The sequence below is a fragment of the Alphaproteobacteria bacterium genome, assembly GCA_041396705.1.
Taxonomy (GTDB): domain Bacteria; phylum Pseudomonadota; class Alphaproteobacteria; order CALKHQ01; family CALKHQ01; genus CALKHQ01.
The window spans coordinates 374,763-395,703 of record JAWKYB010000003.1; the positions used below are offsets into that span (position 1 = coordinate 374,763).

The window sequence follows — 20,941 nt, forward strand, 5'->3', positions numbered from 1 at the left end:
ACGCTCCGTTCAGGCGGTGGCGCCGGCGAGGTCGCCGACGGCCTTGACCCGCACCCGCACCGCGCCGCCGGGCAGATAGGTCAGCGGCACCTCGTCCACCTCGATGATGCGGACCGAGCCGTCGCGCGCGCCGGCGGCGACGGCGCGGTCGGTCGCCTCCTGCCGGGCCTCGTCCAGCGCCGCGTCGCGGCCCTTGGCATCGTAGGAGAAGACGCGGTCGACCTCGCCGCCGACCTGGGCGATCGCCGCGCCGATGGCGTTGGCGACCGCCGCATGCTCCGGGCGGTCGATGCGGGCGACACCGGCCAGCGGCCGGTCGACCAGCACCCCTCCGCCGCCGACCAGCACCACCGGCACCGGCTCGGCGCTGGTCTTCATCCGGTCGATGCCCTCTTCCAGCATGGCATGGATGCGGTCCATGCCGGCGGCCACCGTCGCCCGGTCGATCCCGGCGAGACGGCCGGCATCGCCCATCGACGCGGCGCCGGCGGCCACCGCGAGGTCGGACGCGGTCAGCACGTCGCCGCCGAACACCAGCGCCTTCTCGGTCAGCTCGAAACCCACCGAATCCGGCCCGATGCGGGCGCCGCCGTCGCGGACCAGGCTGCCGCCGCCCAGGCCGATCGACAGCACGTCGGGCATGCGGAAATTGGTCTTCACCCCGCCGACGTCGACCGCGATGGCGGATTCGCGCGGGAAGCCCTGCGCCAGCACGCCGATGTCGGTGGTGGTGCCGCCGATATCGACCACCACGGCCTCGTCGAGGCCGGACAGGAAGGCCGCGCCGCGCATCGAGTTGGTCGGCCCGGAGGCAAAGGTCAGCACCGGGAACCGCTCGACGAACTCCGCGGTCATCAGCGTGCCGTCGTTCTGGCTGATAAAGAACGGCGCGGTGACGCCGAGCTCGCCGAGCGCGCGCCGGAAGGCGCCGACCACCCGCTGCGACAGGTCCATCAGCGAGGCGTTCATCACCGCCGCATTCTCGCGCTCGACCATGCCGATGCGGCCGATCTCGCTGGACAGGGTGACGTGGGCGTCGGGGATCGCGTCGCGGACGATCTCCTCGACCCGCTTCTCCATGTCGTTGTTCATCGGCGCGAACACCGAGCTGACCGCGACCGAGCGCAGCCCCCTGGCCTTGATGTCGCGCACCGCCGCCATGATCTCCGGCTCGCGCAGGGCGGAGATGCGGCGGCCGTCGAACTCGTAGCCGCCGTGCGCCATGTACACGTTGCGGCCGACCCGCTCGACCAGGTCGGCCGGCCAGTCGACCAGCGGCGGCAGGCTCGTCGTCGCCGGCAGCGCCAGCCGGATGACCGCCACCTCGATCAGGCGGCGGCGCTCGACGAAGGCGTTGGTGAACTGGGTGGTGCCGATCATCACGCTGTCGAGCGTGCCGGCGGCCACGCCGGCCCCGGCCAGCACGTCGCGCACCGCTGCGACGATGCCGCCGCCGACATCGGCGGTCGTCGGCGCCTTCACCGAGGCGACGACGCGGTCGCCGTCCAGCAGCACCGCATCGGTGTTCGTCCCGCCGACATCGACCCCGATCCGCACGACAGCACCCCCCGTCCCCGTTCGTGCCGCCATCATGCAAAGATCGGCCCGCCGCTCGCCAGCAAAAGCTGGCATCGCCCTGCACGGCATCGGCGGCTACCCTGCCGCGGGTCGCGGCCGACGCGTCGCAGGGAGGGAAATCGCATGAGCATCATGGACAAGTTCTCGATGGCCGGGCGCGTCTCGATCGTCACCGGCGGCAACCGCGGCATCGGCCGCGCCATCGCGCAGGGGCTGGCGGAAGCAGGCTCGGCGGTGGTGATCGCCGCCCGCGACACCGCCAGGAGCGCGGCGGCGGTCGACGAGCTGCGCCGGGCCGGCGCAACGGCGATGGCGGTCGAAGTCGACGTCGCCGACCGCGCCGCGCTGCAGGCGATGCTCGATACGACCCTGGCCGAATTCGGCCAGGTCGACACGCTGGTGAACAATGCCGGCATCGGCTTCCATGCCGACGCGCTGACGCTGCCCGACGACGACTGGCAGCGCCTGTTCGCGATCAACCTGGAGGGCGCCTGGAAGGCCAGCCAGATCGTCGGCCGCCACATGGTCGCGCGCGGGCGCGGCAGCATCGTCAACATCGGCTCGATGTCGGGGATGATCGTCAACCGGCCGCAGTGGCACGCCCCCTACGGCATCTCCAAGGCGGCGCTGCACCACATGACCCGGTCGCTGGCGGCGGAGTGGGCGACCCGCGGGGTGCGGGTCAACGCCATCGCCCCCGGCTATGTCCGCACCGAGATCGCCAGCACGGAATACGAGGACTACCGCCACTACTGGAAGGACGAGGTGCCGATGCAGCGCTACGGCAGCGTCGACGAGATCGCGCCGATCGCCCTGCTGCTGGCCAGCGACGCCGCGTCCTTCGTCACCGGCTCGGTCTACGTGGTCGACGGCGGCTACACCCTCTGGTGAGAGCGGCAGGCAGCCGCCGCGCGCAAGAAAAAAAGCGCCGCCCGGTGGCCGGGCGGCGCCTTCAGTCGAGCGGGCGCGCGCGGAGTGCGCCCCTCCCCCGTTATTCCTCCGCCAGTGCCGCCGGGAAGCCGAGGATGTCGATATACTCGGCGTTGTATTCCTCGAAGTGGTTGGCGCATTCGGCGTCGCACAGCGCGATGTACTTGCCCTCGGCGGCGTCGTGCAGCCGGGTGCCGGCGATCCACGGGAAGCCGCGATAGCCGGTCTCGTCGATGTAGGTCTGGCCCTTGGTCACGGTCCACACCGCGAACAGCTGCACGGTGGCCGGGGTCTCCGAGCCCTTCAGCACGAACAGCCGCGACGCCAGCTCCAGCGGGATGCTCTCGCCCAGGCCGAACTGCAGCGTGGTCACGCCGTCGCGCTCGATCATGCGCTGGGTGGTGTGGAAGTTGACCAGGCAGGCGATGGCGTATTCGCCGGCGGCGACCGCCTGCAGCACGCGCGACTGGCCGCGCTCGAACACGGTCTCGTTGTCGCGCATGTCGTGCAGCCAGGCGATGTGGCGCTCGCGCTCCTGCGCGTCGTACTGGAACGCCTGGCCCTTGTTGCGGGCGTCCATCACCACCTGGCCGCGCCACTTCGGATCGGCGCAGTCGGCCCAGGTGGTCGGCACGTCGTCGCCGACCAGCTCCGGGTTCCAGGCGATGCCGCGGGTGTTGCCGGTGGTGGCGAGGAAGCGGCCCTCCGGGTCCATCGCCGCCGGGTCGATCGCCGGCCAGTCGGCCGGCAGCGAGGCGGCGACCTCGTTGTAGTCGAACGGCGGCATCACGAAGGCGCCGTCGTCCCAGTACTGCTGCTCGAATTCGCTGGCGACGTGCATGATGTCGTAGGGCGGCAGGATGCCCTGCTGGATCTCGATCAGGTAGCGGCCGAACGGGCCGACGCCGGTCTCGCGGGTGTACTCGATCTCGGTGATCCACGGGAATTCGGCCTGGAACGCGGCCAATGCCGCCGCGGCGTCGTCCTCGGTCCAGTCCATCGCGATGGCGAGCTTGCCGCCGCGCGCCTCGACCTCCGCCTGCGCCTGGGCAACCAGCTGCTCGAACGCGCTCTGCGCCGAGGCCGCCGCCGGAAGCAGGCAGACCGCGGCGGCACCCGAGAGACGGGCCCACCACTTCGAATCCATCGACATGTCGCCCTCCTTAGTTTTTTTCCAAAGCTAATTTACCTCGGTAGATTCGCGCCCGGCCGATCCCCGGAGTCAATAGGTGATTTTCGAGTCGCTGCCGTCGGCGGCGCGAAGCGGCACCGGCCGACCCGGCCTATTCGGCCACGTCGCCGTGCTCGCTGACCGGTTTCGGCGCCTCGTCCGGGCGCCGTTCGACGGCGCGCGCGACCGCCTCGCGCCGGCCCAGCAGCAGCAGCCACAGGACGACGGCGAGCGCGCCGCCGATCGCCACCGGGGCCTGCGGCCCGAGCCACTCGGCCAGGCCGCCGATCGCCAGAGCGCCCAGCGCCGGGCAGCCGCGCGCCAGCAGGGCATAGAGGCCGAGCACGCGCCCGCGCATCGCCGGCGCCACCGACGCCTGCACCAGCGTCTGCACCGCCACGCCCTGCACCACCAGGCAGAAGCCGGCCACCGTCAGCAACGGCAGCGCCAGCCACAGCCAGGGGACCAATGCGAAGGCCGCCACCGACAGGCCGATGGCCAGTACGTTGGCCACGACCACCCGGGTCAGGCCGCTGACCCCGCCGGGCCGCCCGGCCAGCCACAGGCCAGCCAGCGTTGCACCGAGGCCGTTGGCGGTCAGCAGCAGCGTCAGGCTGCCGATGCCGCCGGCAAACACCTCGTCGGCGAAGGCCGGCAGCAGCTCGAGGAATGGCCGTACCGCCAGCGCGATCACGATCACCACCACCAGCAGCAGGGCGATGCCCGGGGCGGAAAAGGCGTGGCGCACCCCGTCCGCCGTTTCGCGCAAGAGACCGCGCCGCCCGGCCCTGGCCGGCGTCATCGGCGCCACGTCCATCACCTGCAGCGCGACCAGGAACAGCACGTAGGTCGCCGCCGCCACCGCGAAGGACAGCACCGGCCCGCCCCACAGCATCAGCGCGCCGCCGACCGCCGGGCCGACGAACCGGGCGGCGTTGAAGATGATCGAGCTGATCGCGATCGCCGACGGCAGGTCGCGGTCGTCGACCAGGTTGTAGACCAGCACCATCCGCGCCGGCCGGTAGAACGCCTGGGCGATGCCGCGCAGCAGGGTCAGCACGGCCAGGATGCCGATGGTCAGCGCGCCGAAGGCGGTGAACAGGGTCAGCGCCAGCGACACCAGCACGGCGGCCACCTGCACGCCCTTGACCAGCTTCATGTAGTCGCTGCGGTCGACCACCGTGCCGGCGATGGCGCCGATCACCACGGTCGGGAACAGGTCGGCGAAGCCGATCACGCCCAGCCAGAAGGCGGATTCGGTCAGCTGCCAGGTCAGCCAGCCGATGGTCACCCGCTGCGCCCACTCGCCGAGGTTGGCCAGGATCTTGCCGCCGGAGTAGAGGGCGAAGTCGCGGTTGCGTGCCAGCCGCACGACCGCGGAGAAGTCCGTTCCGCCCAACGCCCGCAAGATGCGCATGGGCGCTATCTAGCGGTTTCGCCGGGGGAAGGCGACGCGAATCTTGTGTGCAACAAAGCTAAGCAAGAAAGCTATGTCCATTAGCGTTTTGGCGGCTCGCCGCTTCCACCCTTTCGCCGCGGTCCGGATGCCGCACGGCGCACTCGCCAACCGGCGGCGATCGGTGGATGATCCGGCACCGTCGCCGTCGGCGACGCAGCCGCTGGAGGGGCGCATGTGCCGCAACATCCGCACGTTGCACAATTTCAAGCCGCCGGCCACCGACGCGGAGGTGCGCGCCGCCGCCCTGCAGTTCGTCCGCAAGCTGAGCGGCGGAACGCGGCCGTCGCAGGCCAACCGGGCGGTCTTCGACCGGGCCGTCGACGAGGTCGCCGCCGCGGCGCGCAGCCTTGTCGACGGGCTGGTGACCTCGGCGCCGCCGCGCGACCGCGCGGTCGAGGCCGACCGGGCCCGTGCGCGCTCGGCGCGGCGCTTTGCCGGCAGCGGCGCGGCATGATCCGCGGCCACAGCGATATGCGGATGCGACAAAGCTAATCGCCAAAGCCAATTTCCCAAGCTATCATGCGCCGATGAACGCCTCTCCCGCCGCCGACGCCGGCCCGCCGACGGGCGCCCTCGCCGGGCTCATCGCCTCGTCCTTCGCCCTGTCGCACGACGCCGACGACGACGCGCGCCGCGAGATCCTCGACATCCTTGCCGTTGCCGCCGCGCTGAAGCCGGTGGCGGCGATCGGCTTCGACACCGATGCCGAGCGGCTCGACCGCTATACCGGCGCCGCCGAGCGCTGCGGCCTGGTCGTCGCACCGTGCCGGCCCTGGGTCTCGCTGGGCGAGTTCGACCGCGTGCCGCGCTGGTTCGTCGAGGCCGTGCTGGCGGCGCGCACGCGCAAGCGCCTGGTTGCAATCAGCGCCTGCCCGGAATTGCTGGCCCGGCTGGCCAACTGCCGCACCGCCACCCTCGATGCCGCCGAGGAGGCCGGGCTGCTCGGCTATCCGCCCTGCTGCGTCGCCGACCATGCCGTGCGTCGCGCCGCCATGCAGCGCGACCTGGCGGCGGCGACACTGGCGGCCGGCCAAGGCGATCCGCAGCGGGCCGGGCGCCTGGCCGCGGCCGGCTGGCTGCCGCACGGCTTCAGCGGCGGCGCACTGGCCGAGGCGCGCTGCGGCCGGCTCAGCGGCCTGCTGATGTGCCGCGAATGCGCCGCCGACCCGCTCAGCCCGGCGATGCGGCTGGAGGCGTCCTACGCGATGCTCGCCGACCGGATCGGCTTCGACGCCGTCCGCCCCGCCGCCACCCCGTTCGACGGGCCCCGCCCATGACCGACCAGTCGATCCGCCGCCACCTCGCCGCGCTGGAGGCGGCGGGCGAGTTGATCCGCTTCACCGCCGAGATCGACCCGGACGAGACCCTGTCCGCGGTCAGCTGGAAGGCCTTTTCCGAGCGCGGCAAGAGCTGTCTGTTCGACCGGGTCAAGGGCCACCCGGATTGGCGCGTGGCCAGCCAGATCGTCGCCAACCGGCGCAAGTGGGGCGTCGCGCTCGGCGTGCCGGAGGCGGAGGTGGTGGCAACGCTGGAGCGGCGCATCGCCCGCCCGCTCAACCCGGTGCTGGTCGACGCGGCAGACGCCCCGGTGAAACAGGTGGTCGAGATCGGCTCCGAGGTCGACCTGACCCGGATCCCGGCGATGTGGACCTCGGAACGCGACCCCGGCCGCTACATCGCGTCGGGCATGTGCATCATCAAGGATCCCGACACCGGCATCCGCAACATGTCGGTGCACCGCGCCCAGGTGGTCTCCGCCAACACCACCGGCTACCTGATCTGCCCGCGCCAGGCGCTGAAGATCTTCCAGCGCTACGGCGAGCTCGGCCGTCCGATGGAAGCGGCGATGGTGATCGGCGGCCATCCGCTGATCATGTTCGCCGCCGGCTATGTCGCGCCCTACGGCCAGGACGAGCTGCACATCGCCGGCGGCCTGCTCGAGGACCCGATCCGGCTGGTCCGCTGCGAGACCATCGATATGGAGGTGCCGGCCGAGGCCGAGCTGGTGCTGGAGGGCGAGCTGGTGCCCGGCGAGCGCACGCCGGAGGGCCCGTTCGGCGAGGTCACCGGCACTTACGCCCAGGAGGGCTCGACGCCGCTGTTCCGGGTCAAGGCGGTGACGCGGCGCGCCGACCCGATCTTCTATGCCATGCAGTGCGGACTGCCCCCCAGCGACACCCACTCGATCATCTGCGCCACAATCGAGATGCGGCTGTGGCGGCACCTGCAGGACGTGTGCGGCGGGCTGGAACTCGACGACTTGCGCTGCCTGGCGACGATGTCGCCGATGATGGTGGTGATCAAGCTCAGGCCCCAGTTCGCCGGCCAGGCGATGTCGGCGCTGACCGCGGCGCTGTCCAGCCCCTACCTCCACCCAAAGGTGGCGGTCGCGGTCGACGCCGACATCGACGCGTCGGACCCGCGCCAGGTGTTCTGGTCGATCGCCAACCGGGTCGACGCCGGCCGCGACGTGCAGAAGGTGGACTCCACCCGGGTCTTCACCCTCGACAACGCCTCGCCGATCGAGGAGGGCCGCAGCGCGATGTACCGGATGGGCACCAAGGTGATGATCGATGCCACCCTGCCCGCCGAGGCCGGTGCCGCCGACCTCGGCGGCTATCCGTTCGGCGCCGGCGGCGACGCGTTCGACCTGGAGCGCTACCTGTGAGCGGCGACGGTCCCGCCGCCAGCCTGCGCGAGGCCGTCGAGCGGCTGGCAGCGGCCGGCCGCCTCGCCGAGATCCGCGCACCCGTCGCCGATGCGGCCGAGGCGCTGCGCGTCGCCCGCGCGGTCGACTTCCGCCGCGCCCAGGCCAGCCGCATCGCGGCGGGACCGGGCGGCAGGCCGGCGGTCGCGGCGGTCTACGCCGACCGGGCGCGGCTCGCCGCGGTGCTGGGCGGACCGGCCGACGGCCTGCCGGGCTGGCTCGGCGGCCGGCTGGAACGGCCGGTCGACCCGCGTCCGGTGGCGGCCGCCGACGCGCCGCTGCTCGCCACCCGCGACGCCGCCGCGCCGGATGCCGGCGGCGGCCTCGGCGCGCTGCTCGTCGTGGCGCAGCCCGGCAGTGCCGCCCCGCTGCTGGCCCTGGTCACCGCCGGCCGCGATACCGAAGCCGCCTGGCGGATCGGCCCGCTGCCCTGGCGGCTGCGCAAGGCCGCCGCCGCGGCCGCGCAGCAGGGCGCATCTGCCGCGCTGGTATTCGGCGCGCCGCCGGCCGCCCTGGTCGCCGCCGCGCTGGCCGGCGGCGCCGCCGGCGACGCCCTGGCCCAGGCCGGCGGCATTCTCGGCGCCGGCCTGGCCTGCGTGTTGCCGAGCAACGATTCGCCGCCGCTGCCGGCCGAGGCGGAGATGGCAGTGCACGGCGCGCTCGCCGGCGACGGCGATGCGCTGCGGCTGGTGCCGGGCGGCGTCGTCGCCCGCACGGCACCGGTGCTGCACCTGATGGGCCGGCCGGATACGGCGACCGAGCTGCTGGCGCTGGAGGCGCTGGCGGCGGAAACCGTGCTCGCCCGCCATGTCGCCACGGTGGAGGGCGGCGTCGACGTGATCGACGTCGTGGTGTTCCCGGAGACCGCCAACCGGGTGGCGGCGCTGAAGATCCGGCCGCGCATCGGCGGCCAGTCGAAGACCGCGCTGATGGCGGCGCTGTCGTCGCCGCACCTGGCGCCGGAGATCGCCATCGGCGTCGACGAGGACGTCGACGTGCGCGACCTGCGCGACATCGTCTGGTCGATGGCCAGCCGCCTGCACGGCGAGATCGACGTGGCGACCATCGGCAACATGGCGATGGGCGCCGTCGACCGCGCACCGGCAGCCGCGGTCCGCGCCGGCACCAAGTGGTTCGTCGATTCCACCATGCCGCCGCTGACCCAGGCCGAGAAGCGCGCCGGTTTCGCCCGCGCCATTCCGAAGAACCTCGCCAGCGTCAGGCTGGAGGACTTCCTGCCGGACTAGACATCGCGGATGGCCAGCGTCGGCGGCGTTCGGCCCCAGTCCCCGAAGCACGTCATGGCCGGGCTTGTGCCGGCCATCTCCACCGGACGGCGCGCGGAACGGCGCAAGATTCCCGGCACAAGGCCGGGCCTGAGGACAGCCGTCAGCCGATCACCGGCAGCGGCTCGATCGCATAGCGGTGGGCGATGCGCCGGCCGAGCACCGGGTCTTCCAGCGAGACCTCGAACGCGGTGGCGAACGCGATGCCGCCGTGGACCGGCAGGGTGCCGCAGTACATGGCGGCGCCCGGCCCCAGCGTGCCGCCGGACTTGCCGTAGCGCTCCATCAGGTCCGCCGGCGGACGCATCGCCGCCAGCGTGCCGTCCTGGTACAGCCGCGGCGCGCCGTCGATGGTCGCCTCGGCCCGCAGCGCGATCCGGTCCCAGTGGTCGTGCACGTCGTCCAGGCGCCACAGCGTCTGCGACACCGGCTTGGCGCACAGCTGCTTCGACAGGGTCACGCCGGTCGCCTCCAGCACCCGGTCGGTGTGGTCGGAGCCGACACCGACCCAGATGCCGTCGTCCATGAACACCAGCACCGCCTCGGCCTCGCCGGTGGAATCGGTGCCGGCGACCTGGATGCGGTCGGCCGTGGTCAGATTGGCGGCGGAGACCCGGTAGAAGCACGGGGTCGTTGCCGGCGGCTTGACCCCCAGCGCGGCCAGTTCGGCGATGTGCTCGTCGACCTTGGCCTGGTCGCGCCCGGTCCAGCCGGCGATGACCAGCGTGCCGATCGCGCAGCTGCGCCGCTCCACCCTGTCCCTGAACGTGCAGGCAAATGTCAGCGCCTCGGATGCCATCGTCCGCGATCTCCCCGAATCCCCCGCCCTGCGGGCGTCATCCCATTGACAGCCACGATAAGGTACCTTTAGAAATTTGCGAAGTCCCAAAGGTAATTTGAGTGTCCAACATGCGTCGACAGTATCAGGAACCGGTCCGTTGAAGGCGGAGAACCCGGCCGCGGCGGCCAACACCCCGCCCACCGTCTCCTCGCCCGAGCTACTGGTCGAGGGTTCGGACCTGGCGTTCCGCACCTTCGTCCACCGGCTGCTCGCCTTCTCGGCGCGGCTGGAGGCGGTGCGCTCCGGCTTCGCCTCGATCATCGGTCTGACCGGCATCCAGTATACGACGCTGATCTCCATCGCGCACCTGCAGGGCGAGGAAGGCGTCGGCGTGACCCGGATCGCCGAGGACCTGGGCCTGACCGGGTCCTTCGTCACCCTGGTCAGCGGCCAGCTGGTCAAGCTGGGGCTGGTCGACAAGCAGCCCGACGAGCAGGACCGCCGCCGGGTGCGACTGACCGTGACCGCGAAGGGCCTGCAGCTGCTGTCCGACCTGGCGCCGGCGCAGGCGGAGGTCAACGACCTGTTGTTCCGGCCGCTGGACAAGGACGCGTTCCGCGCCCTGAGCTGGTTGATGGGCGAACTGATCGCGTCGGGCGACGAGGCGGTGGCCCTGGTCGACTATCTCGCCGGCGGCGGCGCGACCCCGGCGTCCGGCATCCGCGAGCGGTGAGCGCGGCCATGCACCCGGCCGTGAGCGGCCGAACAGCCAGGGAGAACCGGCAGTGATCAAGACCGGTGCCGAACACCTCCAGTCGCTGCGCGACGGCCGCAGGGTCCACATCGACGGTACCCTGGTGAAGGATGTGACGGTCGACCCGGCGTTCCGCCGTTCGGTCGCCTCCGTCTGCGGCCTCTACGACGCCCAGCACCGCCCCGAGCTGCGCGCGACGCTGACCTATGCGCCCGCGGACGGCGACGGTGCGGCCAACCGCATGTGGCAGATGCCGACCAGCTATGACGAACTGGTCGGCCGCCGCCAGGCGCTGGAGCAGTGGTCGGCGCTGCACGCCGGCTTCCTCGGCCGCTCGCCCGACCACGTCGCCTCGTGCATCACCGGCATGGCGATGGCGCCGGAGGTATTCGGGCCGGAGCGCGGCGCGGCGCTCGCCGCCTACTACCGCTATGCCCGCGACAACGACCTCTATCTCACCTACGTCATCATCAACCCGCAGGCCAACCGCGCGCTCTCGGCCGGCGAGCAGCAGACCGACGATCTCGTCGCCGGCATCGTCGACCAGGACGCGGCGGGTCTGACCATCCGCGGCGCCAAGATGCTGTCGACCGCCGGCATCATGGCCAACGAGGTGCTGGTCACCACCATCCAGCCGCTGAAGCCGGGCGAGGAGCGCTATGCCGTTTCCTTCGCCATCCCGATGAACGCCCCCGGCCTGCAGATCCTGTCGCGCAAGTCCTACGAGGCGGCGTCCGACAACGTTTTCGACAGCCCGCTGTCCAGCCGCTACGACGAGAACGACGCGGTGCTGTATTTCGACGACGTGCGCGTGCCGTGGGACCGGGTGTTCGTCGCCGGCGACGTGCGGCTGTGCCTGGCCCAGTTCCACGACACCCCGGCCCACGTCTACCAGAACTACCAGGCGCAGATCCGGCTGATGGTCAAGCTGCGCTTCCTGGCCGGCATCGCCCACCGCATCGCCGAGGTCAACGGCATCCTCGGCTTCCCGCAGGTGCGCGAGATGCTGGGCCAGATCGCCGCCGAGGTCGGCATGGTCGAGGGCCTGGTCGCCGGCATGGAGGCCAAGGGCGGCCATCGCGGCGCCTACTACCTGCCCGACCGGCACACGCTGTACACGGCGCAGGTGCTGACCCAGCAGCTCTATCCGAAAATCACCACCGCGATCCGCGAGCTGGCCGGCGGCGGCATGATCATGCAGCCCTCCTCCGCCCGCGACTTCGCCAGCCCGGAGCTGGCCGCGCTGATCGGGAAGACCCAGCAGTCGCCGGCGGCCAGCGCCGAGGAGAAGGTGAAGTTCTATCGGCTGGCCTGGGACGCGATCGGCTCGGAATTCGCCTCGCGCCACCTGCAGTACGAGATGTTCTATGCCGGCGCCGCGTTCGTCACCAAGGGCCACTCGTTCCGCTGCTTCGACTGGCAGCGCTCGGCCGCCATGGTCGACGGCTTCCTCGCCGGCTACGACCTCGACGGCGTGCTGGCCGAGAAATCGAAGGGCGCCAAGGGCGTCGCCGCCTGAGCCGGGGAAAGCGCATGACCGTCAACAAGGCCCATCTCGAATTCCATCCGGTCGACCTGAAGGACGGCTGGGAGACGCCGCCGGGCTATCCGCAGGGCCTGGAGCAGAAGATCCTGGCCGGCGCGCTGGACGAGGCCGGCAAGGCCGGCACCCGTACGCGCCTTTTGCGCTTCGACCCCGGCGCGTACACCACCGCGCCCTTCGTCCACGACTATTGGGAAGAGGTCTATCTCGTCTCCGGCGACCTGTTCGTCGGCAGCGACGCGCAAGGCAAGGGCGGCGAGCGCTTCGCGCCCAACACCTATGCCTGCCGGCCGCCCGGCGTCTATCACGGCCCGTTCCGCTCCGAGGGCGGCTGCCTGCTGCTGGAGGTCCACTATTACGACAATGCCTGAGCGCCTAGCCCGGACCGCGCAGGCCGCCTGCGCCCGCACGCCCCGCATCGGGCCTGGCTGCCGGGCCCGGCCATGGCGCTGAGCGAGGCCGGCGCACGCGGCTGGCACCGCTACGTGCTGGGCAACTCCGGCAACCTGCTGCCCGGCTTCATCATCGCGCTGGCCGTGCTGCTGGTGCTGGTGCCGCTGGCGGTGCTGCTGATCTTCAGCTTCCGCTCCGGCACCCCCTGGAACCCGGGTCCGTTCACGCTGGGCAACTACACCGGCGCCTATGGCGACGGCCAGACCTACACCATGCTCGGCAACACGCTGGTGCTGGCGCTGTGCGGCACCGCGATCTCGGTCAGCCTGGCGGTGTTCTTCGCCTTCCTGACCGAGCGGACCGACATGCCGTTCCGCAACGTCGCCTGGATGCTGCTGCTGGTGCCGATCGCCATCCCCGGCATCCTGTTCGCGATCTCCTGGACCTTCCTGCTGTCGCCGCGCATCGGGCTGTTCAACGTCTGGATGCGCGATGTCCTCGGGCTGTTCGGCTGGGAGATGCGCGAAGGCCCGCTGAACATCTATTCGATGGGCGGGCTGATCTTCCTCGACGGCCTGCGCGGCGTGACCACGGTGTTCATGATCATCGTCGGCGCCTTCCGCACGATGGACCCGAACCTGGAGGAGGCCGCGCGCATCTCCGGCGCCAGCAACCGGCGCACCTTCTTCCGCATCCTGCTGCCGCTGCTGACCCCGGCGATCATGGCCGGCGGCATCTACAGCTTCATGACCAGCCTGGAATCGCTGGAGGTGCCGCTGGTGGTCGGCCTGCCGGGCGAGGTCTACGTCTTCTCCTCATACATCTACTTCTCCACCCAGCGCTTCTCGCCGCCGCAATACGGCATCTCCGCGGCGCTGGGCGCCACCTTCCTGATCCTGTCGATCCTGCTGGTCTGGTGGTACCGGCGCCAGGCCGGGCGGCTCGGCCGCTATGTCACCATCACCGGCAAGGGCTATCGCCCGCGCATCGTCAAGCTGGGCAAGTGGCGCTATCCCTGCTTCGCGATGGTGGTGCTGTACACCCTGCTGACCATCGTGGCGCCGTGCCTGATCCTGCTGTGGAGCTCGCTGCAGCCGCTGTATCGCCCGCCGACCTGGGAGCTGCTGCAGACCGCGAACCTGCGCAACTACGCCGAGATCTTCGCCGACCCGAAGATCTGGGACGCCACCCTGAACACCATCCTGGTCGCGGTGGTCGCCGGCACCCTGACCATGGCCATCGCGCTGATCGTCGCCTGGGGCGTACAACGCATGCGCTTCCGCGGGCGCGGGGTGGTCGACGGCATCATGTTCCTGCCCAACGCCATCCCCGGCGTGATCGTCGGCGTCGCCATCATCATCGTCTTCACCCAGCCGCCGATGGCCGACCTGTCGCTCTACGGCTCGATCTGGATCATCGTGCTGGGCCTGGTCGTGCACTATCTCGCCTTCGGCACCCGCACCATGAACGGCGCGGTCGCCCAGCTGCACGTCGAAATGGAGGAGGCGGGCAAGGTCTCCGGCGCCAAATGGCGCACGGTGATGCGGCGCATCGTGCTGCCGCTGCTGCTGCCCAGCTTCATCAGCGGCTGGATCTGGGTGGCGGCGCACGCGCTGCGCAACTTCTCGATCCCGGTGCTGCTGTCCAGCCGCGACAGCCGCATGCTGTCGGTCGAGCTGTGGCACGCCTGGGACGACGGCGACCCCGGCAGGGCAACCGCGCTGGGCGTCCTGCTGATCGTCGCGCTGGTGGTGTTCACCGTGATCGGCCGCATGCTGGTGGTGAAGTTCAGCCGCCAGCAGGGCTAGCCGGCCGCCGGCGCGCTACCGCGCTGTACATCCGCCACAATCGCGGGCAACGCTGCCTGGAGAGACGGCGGGGTGCGGGGCAGGCGATGGCGCGGTGCGGGTTCCGATCGATGCGGCGGCGATGCGGCGCGTTCGCGCTCGCGGCCGGCCTCGGCGCCGCGGCGGCACCTGCCGTGGCCGGCGACATGGCGCGGGCCGAAGTGATCGGCTTTTCCGTCGACGGCGCCTTCGTCGCGGTCGAGGAATATGGCGTGCAGGACGGCTCCGGCTCGTTCTATTCCGCCATCGAAGTGCTCGACGTCGCCGCCGACCGCCCGGTCGATGGGGCGCGGGTCGCGGTGCTGCTCGACTACGAGGCGATGACGGAGGCCGAGCGCGACGACGGACTGGCCATGGCCCGGGCGCAGGCGCGCGCCGCGGCGGCGCCGACGCTGGCCGCCAGCGGCATCGTCGACGGCAATGCCGGCACGCTGGTGATCGCCCGTCCGCCCAGCGACCTCGACGCGCCGCCGCATACGGTGCGGATGTCGCTGGGTGCCGCGTTCAATCCCTACTGGATGCAGGACCGCGAAGTGCTGCAGCTCACCGAGCGCCCGGCCGACGCACCGGACTGCCCGGACTATGGCGAGCCGCCGATGCTGTTCGCGCTGACCCTGACCCTGGACGAGGGCGCGACGGTTGCGCTGCACGACGACACCGCCCTGCCCGCCGCCCGCGGCTGCCCGACCGGCTATCGCATCCACAGCGTGATCGCCTACCTGCCCGGCCTGCCCAGCCAGGCCGAGTGCTGCCGCGGCCGCACCACTGCGCTGCTGGTGCTGGTGCAGCTGACGCGCCCCGGCTTCGAGGGTCCCGACTGGCGCTTCGTGCCGGTCACCGCCGTGGTCGAAGGGATGCCCTGACCGCCGGAGCGCAAGCCGGCTCCCCCATGCGTCATGCCCGACGGCGCGGCTGGCGGGCGATTGGGCAATGACCGACTTGGTTTGATCGCACGACGCCGTAGCCCGGATTGAGCGCAAGCGAAATCCGGGACCTCGCCCCGAGACCGCCGCCCCGGATTGCGCTGCGCTCCATCCGGGCTACGCGGCGGTGCCGATAAGGGGTCAGGCCAGCGCCGCTACTGACGGTCAGCCGCCGTTCCCGTCGTCATCGTCATCATCGTCGTCGTCATCATCGTCGCTGGTACCGCCACCGCCGCCACGGCCGTTGTCCTCAAGCTGCGCCAGTACCGGCAGGAACACGCCGAGCAGCAGGTCGTCCAGCGCGTGCTGCGGCCCGACGACGGAGCGCATGTCGACCCAGGTCGGCGCGCCGTTCAGCGCGTCGTAGATCACCGTGGCCACGGTCGCGCCGAGCGCCTGGCCGTCGCCGGCGCCGAGAAAGCTGACAGCGACCGGCACCGCGCCGGGCTGGTCGAGGTCCTGGCCGCACAGCAGCCGCACGCGCGGATTCTGGCCGAACATGCTGGCAAGCGCCATCTGGGCGGCCTGCTGCGAACTGACCGGCCCCGACGGCGGCGTCGAATAGATCTGCAGTGCGGCGCGCCCGTCGGGCGACGTCAGCAGCACGCCGACCGCGCCATATTGCTGCAGCGGCGCCGCCTGCCAGTCGGGCGGATGGTAGAAGGTCAGGATCGGCGCGCCCGGATGCACGAACAGGCGCCAGCCGGGCTGCGGCGCATAGATCTGCGAGCTGAGCGGCTGGCGGCCGTTGGTCAGGTCGAGCAGGCGCTGCAACCCCGGGTCCGGACACTCCTGCGCCGAGGCATGGGTTGCGGCGAGCACGGCCAGCGCCGACGCGACCGCCGTCGCCTGCAGCGCACGCCGCACATGATCGAATCGCCCGCCGGAACGCCGTCCGCCGATCCGCATCGCATTCCCCTCCACACCCGCCGACTCTGCCGCCGCAACGGCCCCCAGGATAGCACCGTCGCCGCCAATGCTGGCCGCCCGACTGTGGCGGAATCGCGGCAGCCGACGCCGCAGCGCGGATGGAGCGTGAACGAAATCCGGGATCCGGCCCCAAGACCGCCGGCCCGGATTGCGCTGCGCGCAGTCCGGGCTACGATGGCGGGCGATTCTCCGGGGGCATGGCGCATGGGCATCTGGCCGGGCAGCCGCGGCAAGGCATTCCGCAAGTCGACCGAGGGTAAGCTGGCCGGCCTGCTTGCCCGCCACCGCATCGGCTGCGTGATCGACGTCGGCGCAAACACCGGACAGACCGGGCAGATGCTGCGGCGCATCGGCTTCGCCGGCCGCATCGTCTCGTTCGAGCCGGGGCCGGCCGCCCACGCCGCGCTGAGCGCCGCCGCGGCCGGCGACGCCGGCTGGACCGTCGCGCCGCGCACGGCCGTCGGCGCCGAGCGCGGCACGATCACGCTCACCCTGTCCGAGGCCAGCGACAGGTCGAGCGCGTTGCCGCCACCGACGCGCGATGCGCGCCCTGCCCCGCACACGCGCCACCGGCACCGCCGTCGCGCCGGTGACCACGGTCACGCCATCGTCGCCGACCACTGCCGCGCCGGCGAGCGCCTGCTGCTGAAGATCGACACCCAGGGCATGGAGATGGCCGTGCTGGCCGGCGCCGAGCCGGTGCTCGACCGCATCGACGCGATCCATGTCGAGATGTCGCTGCTGCCGCTCTACGAGGGCGAGCCCGACTACCTCGCCATCCTCCAGCACCTGCACGCCCGCGGCTTCCGCCCGGCCATGCTGACTGAACGCACCTTCAGCGAGGCGCTCGGCCGGCAGCTGCAGGTCGACGGCCTGTTCTTCCGCGACGCCTGACGCGGCGCCTGCGCCCGGCGTCATGCCCGGTTTCGATGCGGGGCGCCCCGTGCCGCATGGGCGAGCCTGGTGGAGATTGCCGGACAAGCCCGGCAATGACGTGCGTGGTTTGCGGAACTGGCGTAACGACCGTAGCCCGATGAAGCGCGAGCGAAATCCGGTAGGTGCTGTGGTGGCGCCACCCCGATTGTGCTGCGCTCCATCCGGGCTACGGGGTTGTGGACTGTGCAACGGCCGTAGCCCGGATGGAGCGTGAGCCAAATCCGGTCCTTGCAGCGGCGCCGCCGTCCCCGATCGCGCTCACTGCCTGTCCGGGCTACGGGCGCTATCAGGGCAGCACCTGACAGCGGTCCTCGGGGACCTGGACGTAGACCCGCTCGCCGAGCTGGAAGCGGTCGTAGGGGTTGAGCGACACCTTCAGCTTGCGTTCGCCGACCGTCAGCTCGCCGTCGATGTAGCCGCCGAGGAACGACAGGTGGCTGATCGTGCCCTCGAACACGTTGCTGCGGTCGGCCGGCGCCTCGCGGGTGCAGATCGGCGCCTCCGGTCGGATGATGACGGCGGCGGCGCTGTCCTTGGTCACGCCGGCGGCGCGCGACGAGCGGACCAGCCCGCTGTCGGTGGCGACGGTGACGCAGCCGTCGGCGCCGCATTCGGTCACCCGGCCCTCGATCACGTTGACGACGCCAAGGAAGCCGGCGACCACCCGGCTGGGCGAGTTGGTGTAGACGTCGTGCGGCGAGCCGACCTCGATCAGCTCGCCCTTCATGATCACGCCGATGGTGTCGGACATCGCCAACGCCTCGAGCTGGTCGTGGGTGACGAAGAAGGCGGTGATGCCCAGCGCCTCGGTGATCTCCTTCAGCTCGATCCGCATCTCCTCGCGCAGCTTGGCGTCGAGGTTGGACAGCGGCTCGTCGAGCAGCAGCAGCTTCGGCCGGCGCACCAGGGCGCGGGCCAGCGCCACCCGCTGCTGCTGGCCGCCGGAAAGCTGCGGCGCGGCCCGGCTGCCGTAGCCGTCGAGCTGCACCTTCGCCAGCGCCTCTTCGACCCGGCGGCGGATGTCGGCGCGCGACAGGTGCTCGCCGCGGGCGCCGTGGCGCAGCGGGAAGGCGACGTTCTCGAACACGCTCATGTGCGGCCAGATCGCGTAGGACTGGAACACCATGCCGATCGGGCGCACGTCCGGCGGCACCATGACGCCGCGCTCGGCCGAGAACACGCACTGGTCGCCGATCCAGATCTCGCCGCCATGGGCGTGCTCCAGCCCGGCGACGCAGCGCAGCGCGGTGCTCTTGCCGGAGCCGGACGGGCCGAGCAGCGTGAAGAAGCTGCCCTCCGGCACCTCCAGCGAGATGCCGCGCAGCGCCTCCACCGTCTCGTGGTCGGCGACGTAGGATTTCCGCAGGTTGACGATGCGGAGCACTATCGCGGTTCCATGGCAAGGCCGTCGTCGCGACCCGCCGTGGGCGGCGTGGCGATCCCGGGGTGTCGCACCGGCGATGGTGCCGCGGTTCTTGATTGCCGCGGCGCCGCGCGCCTCGCAATGACCAAGGAAGGCATGTCGCCGCTCACTTCTGCGGGATGTAGGCGACCGCTTCCATCTCCACCAGCATGTCGTCGGTCTTCAGCGAGACGACGGCGGAGGAGCGGGCCGGGCGCGGCTCGGGCACCAGCTCGACATAGACCTCGTTGAACGCCTTCCAGTCGGCGGCGTTCTTCAGGAACACGGTCACCTTCAGCAGGTGGGCGAGCGAGCTGCCGGCGGCATCGAGCACGTTGGCGATGTTGGTGATGCAGCGCCGGGCCTGGTCGCGGATGTCGCCCATCTGGCCGGTCTCGCGGTTGCGGCCGGCCTGGCCCGAGGTGAACACCAGGTTGCCGTAGACCATGGCCTGGTTGAACGGCCCGGTCGGCGTCGGTGCGCCGTCGGTCCTGATCGGGCGCTTCTCGAGCGTGTCGTTCATGTTTGCCTCGTCGTTGGCGGGCGCCGGCACGTCGCCGGCCAGCTTCTCCACCGTGGCCCGGGCGACCGCATCGTCCACCTCCGGCGCGCCGCCGCCGACGCCGATGGCGCCGATACAGCGGCCGTCGCGGAAGATCGGATAGCCGCCCTTGTTCAGCGTGACGCCGCCGGGGATGACCTCGGTCAGGCTCTGGGCGAACAGCGGCCGGTCCTCCCACTTCTCCAGCAGCTCGGCGGTCGGCTTGCGGAAGGCGGCGGCGAGCCGGGCCTTGCCCATCGCCATATAGGGGCCGTGCCAGGTATCGGGCTTGCCGCGGGCAACCAGCACCGGATGGCCGGCCGCGTCCAGGATCGCCACCGTCACCGTCGCGTTGCGGGCCGCGCCCTCGGCCCGGGCGGTGGTGACGTAGCGCAGCGCCTCCTCGAACTCCAAGCCGCCGCTCCCTCGATCACGCCGTCGTGCAATCGCGGCCCTATGCCGCGCGGATGTAGTTGTCGGCGTTGGCGCCGAGCAGCTTGCGCAGCGGCTCGTTGCCCAGCTTGTTCTCCCACGCGATGATGTTGTCGACCGAATGCGGCCAGTCGCACTCCGGATGCGGGAAGTCGGACGCGTACATCAGGCACTGGTCGCCGAGCACGTCGATCACCGCCTTGGTCATGTCGGGGCCCTCGTGGGTCTCGATGCAGCAGAACACGCGGCCCATCTTGACATATTCGCTGGGCAGATGCTGCAGCGGCCTGACCGTGCCCTTGACGTAGCTGACCTGGCTGTCCAGCCGCAGCACCCAGTAGGGCAGCCAGCCATGGCCGGTCTCGGCGAAGCCGACCTTGATGTTGGGATGGCGGTCGAGGATGCCGCCGGCGATGACATAGGCCAGCAGCCGCTGGGCGCCCCACGGATGCGCGGCGGTGCGCGCGATCGCCGCGTTGCCCCAGATGTCGCGATAGCCGGGGAAGTAGGGCGGCTCGTAGAAGAAGCTGTGGTGGATGATCGGCAGGTGCAGGTCGTTCATCACCTGCCACAGCGGCTCCAGGTCCGGGTCGTCGATCGGCATGCCCTCCGGCAGGCAGGGCCAGACGCACGACACCCAGCTTTCGTTGCCCAGCCGCTTCAGCTCCTTCACCGCCCATTCGACGTTGCCGCCCGGCGCCAGGAACAGGCCGCGCAGCCGGTCCTTGTAGCCGCTGCAGAAGTCGGCCATGTAGGTGTGGAAGGCGTCGTACAGCAGGCAGGTCAGGCTGGGGTCGAGCGCGGTCGAGGCCGAGGCCCAGGTGCCGGGGATCAGCACGTTCACGTCGACGCCCTCGGTGTCCATGTCCTTGATGCGGCCGTCGGGATTGTCGTGCTGGATGCGCTCGGCGCACTGGTGCTGCGAAACGTTCTCGACCCGGCCCTCGACGGCGCCCTTACCGCCCTTCTCCGCCTTCTCCGCGCCCGCCTTCTCGCCGGCGATGCGGTTGTAGGGGATCGGCTTGACCTTGATGGTGTGCCACGGCTCGGTCGGATGGCCGCGCCCGGGCGGGGAATTCATCTCGCGCTCATAGGGCTTCAGCTCGTCCCAGCGGTCCTTCAGGGTCTGGCTGGCATAGCGATAGAGCACCTCCAGCGAAGGCGTCACGTGGCTGTCGACGTCGATGACCCGAAATCCCTTGCGCACGGCAAACTCCCCGTCAGATCCGGCCGGCGGCCGCGGCCGCCGGCTTCCGCATTCCCGTTCGATCCTCAGGTTAGCCAAGGATCGCGCGAAACAATAGCTTTTTTCTTTCGCGAAGTGACAA

Annotated in this window: 19 protein-coding genes; 11 read left to right on the top strand and 8 right to left on the bottom strand. The window is 71.1% G+C overall.

Going from position 1 to position 20,941, the window contains the following annotated elements; genetic code table 11:
- Positions 1-9: 9 nt before the first annotated feature.
- A complete protein-coding gene (locus R3F55_05205) occupies positions 10-1,557 on the bottom strand; it encodes a hydantoinase/oxoprolinase family protein (protein MEZ5666822.1) in 1,548 nt (515 codons plus the stop codon).
- Between the two features lie 144 nt (positions 1,558-1,701).
- Between R3F55_05205 and R3F55_05210 the strand changes: the two genes are divergently transcribed.
- Entirely contained in the window at positions 1,702-2,469 is a 768-nt protein-coding gene (locus R3F55_05210) for a glucose 1-dehydrogenase (GenBank protein ID MEZ5666823.1), read from the top strand.
- A 100-nt stretch (positions 2,470-2,569) separates the two neighbouring features.
- Here the strand turns inward: R3F55_05210 and R3F55_05215 are convergent, their stop codons facing one another.
- Both R3F55_05215 and R3F55_05220 read right to left on the bottom strand, forming a co-directional pair.
- Positions 2,570-3,661, bottom strand: a complete 1,092-nt coding sequence (locus tag R3F55_05215; protein MEZ5666824.1) for an extracellular solute-binding protein — start codon at positions 3,659-3,661, stop codon at positions 2,570-2,572.
- Positions 3,662-3,791: 130 nt separating this feature from the next.
- The gene (locus R3F55_05220) at positions 3,792-5,096 is read right to left on the bottom strand and encodes an MFS transporter (protein ID MEZ5666825.1); all 1,305 of its coding nucleotides are present in this window, start codon (positions 5,094-5,096) and stop codon (positions 3,792-3,794) included.
- Positions 5,097-5,310: 214 nt separating this feature from the next.
- Between R3F55_05220 and R3F55_05225 the strand changes: the two genes are divergently transcribed.
- The 4 genes from R3F55_05225 (at position 5,311) to R3F55_05240 (ending at position 9,092) form a co-directional block, all read left to right on the top strand.
- The gene (locus tag R3F55_05225) at positions 5,311-5,592 is read left to right on the top strand and encodes a DUF2277 domain-containing protein (protein MEZ5666826.1); all 282 of its coding nucleotides are present in this window, start codon (positions 5,311-5,313) and stop codon (positions 5,590-5,592) included.
- A 73-nt stretch (positions 5,593-5,665) separates the two neighbouring features.
- The gene (locus R3F55_05230) at positions 5,666-6,415 is read left to right on the top strand and encodes a hypothetical protein (GenBank protein ID MEZ5666827.1); all 750 of its coding nucleotides are present in this window, start codon (positions 5,666-5,668) and stop codon (positions 6,413-6,415) included.
- Complete coding sequence (locus tag R3F55_05235; GenBank protein MEZ5666828.1) at positions 6,412-7,806, top strand: UbiD family decarboxylase; 1,395 nt, start codon at positions 6,412-6,414, stop codon at positions 7,804-7,806. The genes R3F55_05230 and R3F55_05235 overlap by 4 nt, the downstream gene beginning before the upstream one ends.
- The gene (locus R3F55_05240) at positions 7,803-9,092 is read left to right on the top strand and encodes a UbiD family decarboxylase (protein ID MEZ5666829.1); all 1,290 of its coding nucleotides are present in this window, start codon (positions 7,803-7,805) and stop codon (positions 9,090-9,092) included. The genes R3F55_05235 and R3F55_05240 overlap by 4 nt, the downstream gene beginning before the upstream one ends.
- Positions 9,093-9,234: 142 nt before the next feature.
- Here R3F55_05240 and R3F55_05245 read toward each other — a convergent pair whose 3' ends face one another.
- Positions 9,235-9,930, bottom strand: a complete 696-nt coding sequence (locus R3F55_05245) for a DUF2848 domain-containing protein (protein ID MEZ5666830.1) — start codon at positions 9,928-9,930, stop codon at positions 9,235-9,237.
- A 139-nt stretch (positions 9,931-10,069) separates the two neighbouring features.
- Here R3F55_05245 and R3F55_05250 point away from each other — a divergent pair, with 139 nt between their 5' ends.
- From R3F55_05250 to R3F55_05270, 5 genes are all read left to right on the top strand, one after another.
- Positions 10,070-10,645 (top strand): MarR family winged helix-turn-helix transcriptional regulator, encoded by a 576-nt coding sequence (locus tag R3F55_05250; protein ID MEZ5666831.1) that lies wholly within the window; start codon positions 10,070-10,072, stop codon positions 10,643-10,645.
- Positions 10,646-10,697: 52 nt separating this feature from the next.
- Positions 10,698-12,185, top strand: coding sequence for a 4-hydroxyphenylacetate 3-hydroxylase N-terminal domain-containing protein (locus R3F55_05255; GenBank protein MEZ5666832.1), 1,488 nt, complete (start codon positions 10,698-10,700; stop codon positions 12,183-12,185).
- Positions 12,186-12,199: 14 nt separating this feature from the next.
- Positions 12,200-12,580, top strand: coding sequence for a cupin (locus R3F55_05260; GenBank protein ID MEZ5666833.1), 381 nt, complete (start codon positions 12,200-12,202; stop codon positions 12,578-12,580).
- A gap of 72 nt (positions 12,581-12,652) precedes the next feature.
- Complete coding sequence (locus R3F55_05265) at positions 12,653-14,410, top strand: iron ABC transporter permease (protein MEZ5666834.1); 1,758 nt, start codon at positions 12,653-12,655, stop codon at positions 14,408-14,410.
- Positions 14,411-14,520: 110 nt separating this feature from the next.
- The gene (locus R3F55_05270) at positions 14,521-15,312 is read left to right on the top strand and encodes a DUF2259 domain-containing protein (GenBank protein ID MEZ5666835.1); all 792 of its coding nucleotides are present in this window, start codon (positions 14,521-14,523) and stop codon (positions 15,310-15,312) included.
- Between the two features lie 225 nt (positions 15,313-15,537).
- On the opposite strand, the gene R3F55_05275 is transcribed toward R3F55_05270, so the two are convergent.
- Complete coding sequence (locus R3F55_05275) at positions 15,538-16,281, bottom strand: hypothetical protein (GenBank protein MEZ5666836.1); 744 nt, start codon at positions 16,279-16,281, stop codon at positions 15,538-15,540.
- Positions 16,282-16,506: 225 nt separating this feature from the next.
- Between R3F55_05275 and R3F55_05280 the strand changes: the two genes are divergently transcribed.
- Positions 16,507-17,196, top strand: coding sequence for an FkbM family methyltransferase (locus R3F55_05280; protein MEZ5666837.1), 690 nt, complete (start codon positions 16,507-16,509; stop codon positions 17,194-17,196).
- A gap of 328 nt (positions 17,197-17,524) precedes the next feature.
- Here R3F55_05280 and R3F55_05285 read toward each other — a convergent pair whose 3' ends face one another.
- The 3 genes from R3F55_05285 to R3F55_05295 all read right to left on the bottom strand — a co-directional run bounded on the left by R3F55_05285 (position 17,525) and on the right by R3F55_05295 (position 20,820).
- The gene (locus tag R3F55_05285) at positions 17,525-18,622 is read right to left on the bottom strand and encodes an ABC transporter ATP-binding protein (GenBank protein ID MEZ5666838.1); all 1,098 of its coding nucleotides are present in this window, start codon (positions 18,620-18,622) and stop codon (positions 17,525-17,527) included.
- Positions 18,623-18,767: 145 nt separating this feature from the next.
- A complete protein-coding gene (locus tag R3F55_05290; protein ID MEZ5666839.1) occupies positions 18,768-19,595 on the bottom strand; it encodes a Rid family hydrolase in 828 nt (275 codons plus the stop codon).
- Between the two features lie 40 nt (positions 19,596-19,635).
- On the bottom strand, positions 19,636-20,820 hold the full coding sequence (locus tag R3F55_05295) for an amidohydrolase family protein (GenBank protein ID MEZ5666840.1): 1,185 nt from the start codon (positions 20,818-20,820) through the stop codon (positions 19,636-19,638).
- Between the last annotated feature and the right edge of the window lie 121 nt (positions 20,821-20,941).

Excerpts from the sequence above, each read along its gene's own strand:
- R3F55_05260 (MEZ5666833.1), top strand. The coding sequence starts at position 12,200 with ATGACCGTCAACAAGGCCCATCTCGAATTCCATCCGGTCGACCTGAAG.
- R3F55_05280 (MEZ5666837.1), top strand. The coding sequence starts at position 16,507 with ATGGGCATCTGGCCGGGCAGCCGCGGCAAGGCATTCCGCAAGTCGACC.
- R3F55_05230 (MEZ5666827.1), top strand. The coding sequence starts at position 5,666 with ATGAACGCCTCTCCCGCCGCCGACGCCGGCCCGCCGACGGGCGCCCTC.
- R3F55_05245 (MEZ5666830.1), bottom strand. The coding sequence starts at position 9,930 with ATGGCATCCGAGGCGCTGACATTTGCCTGCACGTTCAGGGACAGGGTG.
- R3F55_05215 (MEZ5666824.1), bottom strand. The coding sequence starts at position 3,661 with ATGTCGATGGATTCGAAGTGGTGGGCCCGTCTCTCGGGTGCCGCCGCG.
- R3F55_05210 (MEZ5666823.1), top strand. The coding sequence starts at position 1,702 with ATGAGCATCATGGACAAGTTCTCGATGGCCGGGCGCGTCTCGATCGTC.
- R3F55_05265 (MEZ5666834.1), top strand. The coding sequence starts at position 12,653 with ATGGCGCTGAGCGAGGCCGGCGCACGCGGCTGGCACCGCTACGTGCTG.
- R3F55_05220 (MEZ5666825.1), bottom strand. The coding sequence starts at position 5,096 with ATGCGCATCTTGCGGGCGTTGGGCGGAACGGACTTCTCCGCGGTCGTG.
- R3F55_05235 (MEZ5666828.1), top strand. The coding sequence starts at position 6,412 with ATGACCGACCAGTCGATCCGCCGCCACCTCGCCGCGCTGGAGGCGGCG.
- R3F55_05225 (MEZ5666826.1), top strand. The coding sequence starts at position 5,311 with ATGTGCCGCAACATCCGCACGTTGCACAATTTCAAGCCGCCGGCCACC.
- R3F55_05270 (MEZ5666835.1), top strand. The coding sequence starts at position 14,521 with ATGCGGCGGCGATGCGGCGCGTTCGCGCTCGCGGCCGGCCTCGGCGCC.
- R3F55_05275 (MEZ5666836.1), bottom strand. The coding sequence starts at position 16,281 with ATGCGGATCGGCGGACGGCGTTCCGGCGGGCGATTCGATCATGTGCGG.